This window comes from Streptomyces sp. NPDC006458 (assembly GCF_040612135.1).
Taxonomy (GTDB): Bacteria; Actinomycetota; Actinomycetes; order Streptomycetales; family Streptomycetaceae; genus Streptomyces.
The window spans coordinates 399,555-408,058 of sequence record NZ_JBEXPR010000002.1; the positions used below are offsets into that span (position 1 = coordinate 399,555).

6 protein-coding genes and 2 pseudogenes are annotated in these 8,504 nt (G+C 68.9%); 6 read left to right on the forward strand and 2 right to left on the reverse strand.

What is annotated here, in order from left to right:
- Nucleotides 1-125 precede the first annotated feature (125 nt).
- The 5 genes from atpA to ABZZ79_RS05105 all read left to right on the forward strand — a co-directional run bounded on the left by atpA (nucleotide 126) and on the right by ABZZ79_RS05105 (nucleotide 5,191).
- A complete protein-coding gene (atpA, locus tag ABZZ79_RS05085) occupies nucleotides 126-1,715 on the forward strand; it encodes a F0F1 ATP synthase subunit alpha (RefSeq protein WP_356686576.1) in 1,590 nt (529 codons plus the stop codon).
- Between the two features lie 20 nt (nucleotides 1,716-1,735).
- Complete coding sequence (locus ABZZ79_RS05090; RefSeq protein ID WP_356686578.1) at nucleotides 1,736-2,653, forward strand: F0F1 ATP synthase subunit gamma; 918 nt, start codon at nucleotides 1,736-1,738, stop codon at nucleotides 2,651-2,653.
- A complete protein-coding gene (atpD, locus tag ABZZ79_RS05095; RefSeq protein ID WP_356686580.1) occupies nucleotides 2,653-4,089 on the forward strand; it encodes a F0F1 ATP synthase subunit beta in 1,437 nt (478 codons plus the stop codon). The genes ABZZ79_RS05090 and atpD overlap by 1 nt, the downstream gene beginning before the upstream one ends.
- A 111-nt stretch (nucleotides 4,090-4,200) precedes the next feature.
- A complete protein-coding gene (locus ABZZ79_RS05100; RefSeq protein ID WP_356686582.1) occupies nucleotides 4,201-4,575 on the forward strand; it encodes a F0F1 ATP synthase subunit epsilon in 375 nt (124 codons plus the stop codon).
- A gap of 169 nt (nucleotides 4,576-4,744) precedes the next feature.
- The gene (locus tag ABZZ79_RS05105) at nucleotides 4,745-5,191 is read left to right on the forward strand and encodes a DUF2550 domain-containing protein (RefSeq protein WP_356686584.1); all 447 of its coding nucleotides are present in this window, start codon (nucleotides 4,745-4,747) and stop codon (nucleotides 5,189-5,191) included.
- A gap of 86 nt (nucleotides 5,192-5,277) precedes the next feature.
- On the opposite strand, the gene ABZZ79_RS05110 is transcribed toward ABZZ79_RS05105, so the two are convergent.
- Both ABZZ79_RS05110 and ABZZ79_RS05115 read right to left on the reverse strand, forming a co-directional pair.
- A complete protein-coding gene (locus ABZZ79_RS05110) occupies nucleotides 5,278-7,104 on the reverse strand; it encodes a glycoside hydrolase family 18 chitinase (RefSeq protein WP_356686586.1) in 1,827 nt (608 codons plus the stop codon).
- A gap of 117 nt (nucleotides 7,105-7,221) precedes the next feature.
- A pseudogene (locus ABZZ79_RS05115) lies at nucleotides 7,222-7,800 on the reverse strand (response regulator transcription factor); the annotation flags it as partial.
- On the opposite strand from ABZZ79_RS05115, the pseudogene ABZZ79_RS05120 reads away from it, so the two are divergent.
- Nucleotides 7,785-8,198 (forward strand): annotated as a pseudogene (locus tag ABZZ79_RS05120) (hypothetical protein); the annotation flags it as partial. The pseudogenes ABZZ79_RS05115 and ABZZ79_RS05120 overlap by 16 nt on opposite strands.
- Nucleotides 8,199-8,504: the final 306 nt, after the last annotated feature.

Consider the following 8,504-nt stretch of genomic DNA (forward strand, 5'->3'; position numbering starts at 1 on the left):
ACTGAAAACGCAAGACGTACCTACGGCCCATGTTGGGCCGTGCAGAGGATTCACCTCGTTCAGGGGGGAGTCCCCATCCCCCCAAAGTGAAACTTCGGGCCCAACAAGGAGAGCAGGGAACCCAGATGGCGGAGCTCACGATCCGGCCGGAGGAGATCCGGGACGCGCTGGAGAACTTCGTCCAGTCGTACAAGCCGGACGCGGCCTCGCGCGAGGAGGTCGGTACGGTCACCCTTGCCGGCGACGGCATCGCGAAGGTCGAGGGTCTGCCCTCGGCCATGGCCAACGAACTGCTGAAGTTCGAGGACGGCACCCTCGGCCTCGCCCTCAACCTCGAGGAGCGCGAGATCGGTGCCATCGTCCTCGGCGAGTTCAGCGGCATCGAAGAGGGCCAGCCGGTCACCCGCACCGGTGAGGTCCTGTCGGTCGCCGTGGGCGAGGGCTACCTCGGCCGCGTCGTCGACCCGCTCGGCAACCCGATCGACGGCCTCGGCGAGATCGAGACGTCCGGCCGCCGCGCCCTGGAGCTGCAGGCTCCTGGCGTCATGGCGCGCAAGTCGGTGCACGAGCCGATGGAGACCGGCTACAAGGCCGTCGACGCGATGACCCCGATCGGCCGTGGTCAGCGTCAGCTGATCATCGGTGACCGCCAGACCGGCAAGACCGCCCTGGCCGTCGACACGATCATCAACCAGCGCGACAACTGGCGCTCGGGCGACCCGAAGAAGCAGGTCCGCTGCATCTACGTCGCCATCGGCCAGAAGGGCTCCACCATCGCCGGCGTGCGCCGCGCGCTGGAGGAGAACGGCGCGCTGGAGTACACGACCATCGTCGCCGCCCCGGCGTCCGACCCGGCCGGCTTCAAGTACCTGGCCCCGTACACCGGCTCGGCCATCGGCCAGCAGTGGATGTACGAGGGCAAGCACGTCCTGATCATCTTCGACGACCTGTCGAAGCAGGCCGACGCCTACCGCGCCGTGTCGCTGCTGCTGCGCCGTCCGCCGGGCCGTGAGGCCTACCCGGGCGACGTCTTCTACCTGCACTCCCGTCTGCTGGAGCGCTGCGCGAAGCTCTCCGACGACCTGGGCGCCGGTTCGATGACGGGTCTGCCGATCGTCGAGACCAAGGCCAACGACGTCTCGGCGTTCATCCCGACCAACGTCATCTCCATCACCGACGGCCAGTGCTTCCTGGAGTCGGACCTCTTCAACGCCGGTCAGCGCCCCGCGCTGAACGTCGGTATCTCCGTCTCCCGAGTCGGTGGTTCCGCGCAGCACAAGGCGATGAAGCAGGTCTCCGGCCGTCTCCGCCTCGACCTCGCCCAGTTCCGCGAGCTGGAGGCGTTCGCCGCCTTCGGTTCCGACCTGGACGCCGCGTCGAAGGCGCAGCTGGAGCGCGGTCAGCGCCTGGTCGAGCTGCTCAAGCAGGCTCAGTACCAGCCGATGCCGACCGAGGACCAGGTCGTCTCCGTGTGGGGCGCCACCACCGGCAAGATGGACGACGTCCCGGTCGCCGACATCCGCCGCTTCGAGAAGGAGCTGTTGGAGTACCTGCACCGCTCGGAGCAGGGCCTCATGACCTCCATCAAGGAGGGCGGCAAGATGTCGGACGACACCCTCACCGCTGTTGCCGACGCGATCGCCGCCTTCAAGAAGCAGTTCGAGACCTCGGACGGCAAGCTTCTCGGCGAGGACGCCCCGGCCTCGGCCAAGTGACGTAGGAAGGGACCTGACTCATGGGAGCCCAGCTCCGGGTCTACAAGCGTCGCATCCGCTCCGTCACCGCGACCAAGAAGATCACCAAGGCGATGGAGATGATCGCCGCCTCGCGCGTCGTCAAGGCGCAGCGCAAGGTGGCGGCCTCCACGCCGTACGCGCAGGAACTGACCCGCGCGGTCACGGCGGTCGGCACCGGTTCGAACACCAAGCACCCGCTGACCACCCAGGCCGAGACGGTCACCCGGTCCGCGGTGCTGCTGCTGACCAGCGACCGCGGTCTGGCCGGCGCCTTCAACGCCAACGCCATCAAGGCGGCGGAGAAGCTGACGGAGCGTCTTGAGGCCGAGGGCAAGGAGGTCGACACGTACATCGTCGGCCGCCGCGGTCTGGCCCACTACAACTTCCGCGAGCGCAAGGTCGTGGAGTCGTGGTCGGGCTTCACCGACGAGCCCGGCTACGCGGACGCCAAGCAGGTCGCGGGCCCGCTGATCGAGGCCATCGAGAAGGAGACGGCGGACGGCGGCGTGGACGAGCTCCACATCGTCTACACCGAGTTCGTGTCGATGATGACGCAGACGGCGATCGACAGCCGGATGCTGCCGCTCAGCCTCGAAGAGGTCGCGAAGGAGACCGCCCCCAAGGGCGAGATCCTTCCCCTGTACGACTTCGAGCCGTCGGCGGAGGACGTCCTCGACGCCCTGCTGCCGCGCTACGTCGAAAGCCGGATCTACAACGCGCTGCTGCAGTCGGCCGCTTCCAAGCACGCCGCCACCCGCCGCGCGATGAAGTCGGCCACCGACAACGCGGGCGAGCTGATCAACACGCTCTCCCGTCTTGCCAACGCGGCCCGCCAGGCCGAAATCACCCAGGAAATCAGCGAGATCGTCGGTGGCTCCGCAGCCCTTGCCGACGCGACCGCGGGGAGTGACAAGTAATGACGACGACTTCTGAGACGGCCGTTGCCACGGGCCGCGTCGCCCGGGTCATCGGCCCGGTCGTCGACGTGGAGTTCCCCGTCGACGCCATGCCGGAAATCTACAACGCCCTGCACGTCGAGGTCTCCGACCCGGCCAACGAGGGTGAGAAGAAGACGCTGACCCTGGAGGTCGCCCAGCACCTGGGTGACGGCCTGGTCCGCACCATCTCCATGCAGCCCACCGACGGTCTGGTCCGCCAGGCCGCCGTCACCGACACCGGCGCCTCCATCACGGTGCCCGTCGGCGACTTCACCAAGGGCAAGGTGTTCAACACCCTCGGTGAGGTGCTGAACGTCGACGAGTCCTACGAGGGCGAGCGCTGGGGCATCCACCGCAAGGCCCCGAACTTCGACGAGCTCGAGTCGAAGACCGAGATGTTCGAGACCGGCGTCAAGGTCATCGACCTTCTCACCCCGTACGTCAAGGGTGGAAAGATCGGTCTGTTCGGTGGTGCCGGCGTCGGCAAGACGGTGCTCATCCAGGAGATGATCTACCGCGTCGCCAACAACCACGACGGTGTCTCCGTGTTCGCCGGTGTCGGTGAGCGCACCCGTGAGGGCAACGACCTCATCGAGGAGATGGCCGACTCGGGCGTCATCGACAAGACCGCGCTGGTCTTCGGCCAGATGGACGAGCCCCCGGGCACCCGTCTGCGCGTGGCCCTGGCCGGTCTGACCATGGCGGAGTACTTCCGCGATGTGCAGAAGCAGGACGTGCTGTTCTTCATCGACAACATCTTCCGCTTCACCCAGGCCGGTTCCGAGGTGTCGACCCTGCTCGGCCGTATGCCCTCCGCGGTGGGCTACCAGCCGAACCTGGCCGACGAGATGGGTCTCCTCCAGGAGCGCATCACCTCGACCCGTGGTCACTCGATCACCTCGATGCAGGCGATCTACGTCCCCGCGGACGACCTGACCGACCCGGCCCCGGCCACCACCTTCGCCCACCTCGACGCGACGACGGTTCTCTCCCGTCCGATCTCCGAGAAGGGCATCTACCCGGCCGTGGACCCGCTGGACTCCACGTCCCGCATCCTGGACCCGCGGTACATCGCGGCGGACCACTACAACACCGCGATGCGCGTCAAGACGGTGCTGCAGAAGTACAAGGACCTCCAGGACATCATCGCGATCCTCGGTATCGACGAGCTCGGCGAGGAGGACAAGCTCGTCGTCCACCGTGCCCGTCGCGTGGAGCGCTTCCTGTCCCAGAACACCCACGTCGCCAAGCAGTTCACCGGCGTCGACGGGTCGGACGTGCCGCTGGAGGAGTCGATCGCCGCGTTCAACGCGATCATCGACGGCGAGTACGACCACTTCCCGGAGCAGGCGTTCTTCCTGTGCGGTGGCATCGAGGACCTCAAGGCCAACGCCAAGGAGCTGGGCGTCTCCTGAGCCTCGCGCTCGGCCGGAGGGGGCGGGCGCGTCCTGCCCCCTCCGCCACGCCCATTAGACTTGTAACCAACACCCGGCAGACCCGCCGGGTGGTGACCCGAGGAGCCAACCTTGGCTGCTGAGCTGCACGTCGCGCTGGTCGCGGCCGACCGAGAGGTCTGGTCCGGCGAGGCCACCCTGGTCGTCGCGCGCACCACGTCCGGCGACATCGGCGTCATGCCCGGTCACCAGCCGCTGCTCGGTGTGCTGGAGTCGGGCCCCGTGACCATCCGTACGAGTGACGGTGGAACCGTGATCGCCGCGGTGCACGGCGGTTTCGTCTCGTTCGCGGACGACAAGCTGTCGCTGCTGGCCGAGATCGCCGAGCTGTCCGAGGAGATCGACGTCCGGCGCGCGGAGCAGGCGCTGGAGCGCGCCAAGTCGGCGGAGGACGCCTCCGCCGAGCGTCGCGCCGAGGTCCGCCTGCGGGCGGCGACGTCCAGCTGACGCACGGGCGCCCTGGGGGTGACCCCAGGTCCTCCAGTCACTGGGGGAGCCACGCGATGATGTAACTCAGCCGCGGCTGGGACCGGAGCTCTCCGGTCCCCGCCGCGGCTGAGGCAGATCTGGGTGTTTTTTACGTTCCGTTACCTAGGAGACGAGGAGGTCGGTGTCGATGGTCCTCGCTCTGACTGTGTGCGGAATCGTCGTGGCGCTCGTGGTGCTGGGGCTGTTCGTCTTCGGTCTGCGCCGAAGACTGATCCAGCGCTCCGGCGGCACCTTCGACTGCAGCCTGCGCTGGGACGTCCCCGAGGGCGGCGACAGCAGCGGCAAAGGGTGGGCGTACGGCATCGCCCGCTACAGCGGTGACCGTATCGAGTGGTTCCGGGTGTTCTCCTACGCCCTTCGTCCGCGCCGTGTCCTGGAGCGTTCCGCGATCGAGGTGGCCGGCCGCCGCGTCCCCGAGGGCGAGGAGGAGCTGGCCCTGCTGTCCGACGCGGTGATCCTGGTCTGTCTGCACCGGGGTACGCGTCTGGAGCTCGCGATGAGCGAAGACGCGCTGACCGGTTTTCTCGCGTGGCTCGAGGCAGCCCCGCCCGGACAGCGGGTGAACGTGGCGTAGCCTCGCTCACCCGCTGGGTGGGGGTCCCCCCGGACGAGGTCTGGGGAGCGTCAACGTTGCTCAGGCGGTCCTTCTGCTTCTCGGTGTTACTTCAGGCCGTTGCTGATGGCGCCGACCAGCTCACCGTTGCTGGTGTCGCCGGAGAACTCCCAGAAGAAGGCGCCGCCCAGGTTCTGGGACTTGGCCCACGCCATCTTGGTGCCGATGGTGGCGGGAGTGTCGTACGACCACCAGTTGGTGCCGCAGTGGGCGTACGCCGTGCCGCCGACGGTGCCGGTGGCCGGGCAGGCCGTCTTGAGGACCTTGTAGTCCTCGATGCCGGCCTCGTAGGTGCCGGGGGCGGCGCCGGTCGCGGTGCCGCCGGGGGCGGCCTGGGTGACGCCGGTCCAGCCGCGGCCGTAGAAGCCGATGCCGAGCAGGAGCTTGCTCGCCGGGACGCCCTTGGCCTTGAGCTTGGCGATCGCGTCGGCCGAGTTGAAACCGGCCTTCGGGATGCCCGAGTACGAGGTCAGCGGGGAGTGCGGGGCCGTCGGACCCGTCTTGTCCCAGGCGCCGAAGTAGTCGTAGGTCATCACGTTGTACCAGTCGACGTACTGGCCGGCGCCGCCGTAGTCGGCCGCGTCGATCTTGCCGCCCGCGCTGGCGTCGGCCGTGATGGCCGCGGTGATCAGGTAGTTGGAACCGAACTCGGTGCGCAGTGCCGACATCAGGGTCTTGAAGGACGCGGCGCCGGAGGTGTCACAGGACAGACCGCAGGCGTTCGGGTACTCCCAGTCGATGTCGATGCCGTCGAAGACGTCGGCCCAGCGCGGGTCCTCCACGACGGCCTTGCAGGACTTGGCGAACGCGGCCGCGTTGGCCGCCGCCTGGCCGAAGCCGCCGGAGTAGGTCCAGCCGCCGAAGGAGTACAGCACCTTGATGTGCGGGTACTTGGCCTTCAGCTGGCGCAGCTGGTTGAAGTTGCCGCGCAGCGGCTGGTCCCAGGTGTCGGCGACGCCGGAGACGGACTGGTCGGCGGTGTACGCCTTGTCGTAGGCGGCGTAGGTGTCGTCGACGGTGCACTGACCGTTCTTGACGTTGCCGAACGCGTAGTTGATGTGCGTGATCTTCGACGCGGAGCCGGAGGTCACGAGGTTCTTGACGTGGTAGTTGCGGCCGTAGACGCCCCACTCGGTGAAGTAGCCGAGGTTGACCTTGGAGCCGGGCTGCGGGTCGGTGCCGCCACCGCCGGTGGTGCGCACGGCGACCGAGCCGCTGGCCGGGCCGGTCTGGTCGGCGGTGTCACGGGCCTGGACGGTGTAGGAGTAGTCGGTGCCGGCGGTGAGGCCGGTGTCCGAGTAGGTGGTGCCGGTGACGGTGGCGACCTTGGTGCCGCCGCGCAGGACGTCGTAGTTCTTGATGCCCTTGTCGTCGGTGGCCGCCGACCAGCTGATCTTCACCGAGGTGTCGGTGATGTCGGAGGCGGTGGGGGTGCCCGGCGCGGACGGGGCGGTGTCGCCGGGGACCGTCGGCCCGCCGTCGCAGCTGCCGCCGTTCAGCTTGCAGTTGGAGGGCGAGCCGGGGCCGGCGCCGTTGAAGCCGAAGGAGACGGAGGCGCCGGGGGTGAGGGTGCCGTTCCAGGTCTTGTTCTTGGCGGTCCAGTGGTTGCCGGCGGAGGTGACGTCGGCGTCCCAGGCGGAGGTGACGGAGGTGCCGGAGGGGAAGTCCCACTCGACCGTCCATGAGCTGATGGTCGTGTCGCCGGTGTTCTTCACCGTCCACTGGCCGCCGAAGCCGGAGCCCCAGTCCTGGGTCTTGGCGAAGGTGGCGGTGGCGCTGGTGGCCGCCTGGGCGGGGCCGGCGAGCCCGACCATGCCGGCCAGCGGGAGCAGCAGGGTCGCGAACCCGGCCGCAGCTCTGTGTCTGAAGCGCATGCGCTTCTCCTCAGGGGGTGTTGGGGGCATGACTGAGCCTTCACGCCCACGGTGCCGCGAGGATAGGAAAGGTCTGGACCATAGGTCAATAGGTCTGGACCACACTGACGGTGTGTACTACCTCAGTCCCAACTCCTGCGCGAGCACGGCGGCTTGCACCCGGCTGCGCAGCTCCAGCTTCCCCAACAACCGGCTGACGTGCGTTTTCACCGTCGCCTTGGCCATGTCGAGCCGCGCGGCGATCTCCGCGTTGGACAGCCCCTCACCGAGGCGGATCAGCACCTCGCGTTCACGCCGGGTCAACGCCTCCAGCAACGCCGGATCGGCGTTCGTCCGGACGGGCCCGGTGGCGAACTCGGCGATCAGGCGCCGGGTCACGGCCGGTGCGATCAGGCCCTCGCCACGCGCGACCGTGCGCACCGCCTCCAGCAGATCCTGGGCGTCGGTGTTCTTCAGCAGGAACCCCGCGGCCCCGGCCCGCAACGCCCCGAACACGTACTCGTCGAGGTCGAAGGTGGTCAGGACCAGCACGTCCGCCAGTCGCTCCCCGACGACCTCGCGGGTCGCCGACACCCCGTCCATACGTGGCATCTGGATGTCCATCAGCACCAGGTCGGGCCGCAGCTCCCGGGCCAGCTCCACCGCCCGCTCGCCGTCGGCCGCCTCGCCGACCACCTCGAGAGATCGTGCTGCTCGCCGTCACCGCGGTCGACCTCGAGAACGGCGCCGCGCCCGACTGGAAGCACGGCCTGGCCGCCGTATACATCGGCTACACGGTCGGTCTCGGCCATTCCACCGTCAAGTGGGCCGACGCCCGCTTCGCGCACCGCTTCGCCGGCGGACCGCCGCCGGTGCGCCCGCCGAAGTACGGCACCGCCCGCGCGTTCCACGAGTGGAAGGTGGCCGGCCGCTGGACGCTCGCGGCCGCGGTCGCCCTCGCCCTCCTCCAGGCCGCCGCCTGGTACGTCGGCGGCGACGGCGACACCAGCTCACTGCGCGCCTGGCAGCAGCGCATGCTCTGGGTGATCGGCATCAACCTGATCATCGCGTCGAGCTACACGCTGTTCCCGAAGCGCGCGAAGATCAGCGACTAGCGCTCCCCGCCGGGCACCCGGCTGACCGCCAGGGCCCAGCCGACCCCCGGACCCCCGGCAGGGGCTTGTTCAGCGCTCGCCGCCGGGCACCCACAGCGCGTCCCGGGTCTCTTTGTTGGCCGTCCGCGCGAGGATGCTGTGTTTCCCGGGGGTCGACCCCCGGACCCCCGGCCGGGGCTTGTTCAGCGCTCGCCGCCGGGCACCCACAGGACGTCCCGGGTCTCTTTGTTGGCCGTCCGCGCGAGGATGCTGTGTTTCCCGGGGGTCGACCCCCGGACCCCCGGCCGGGGCTTGTTCAGCGCTCGC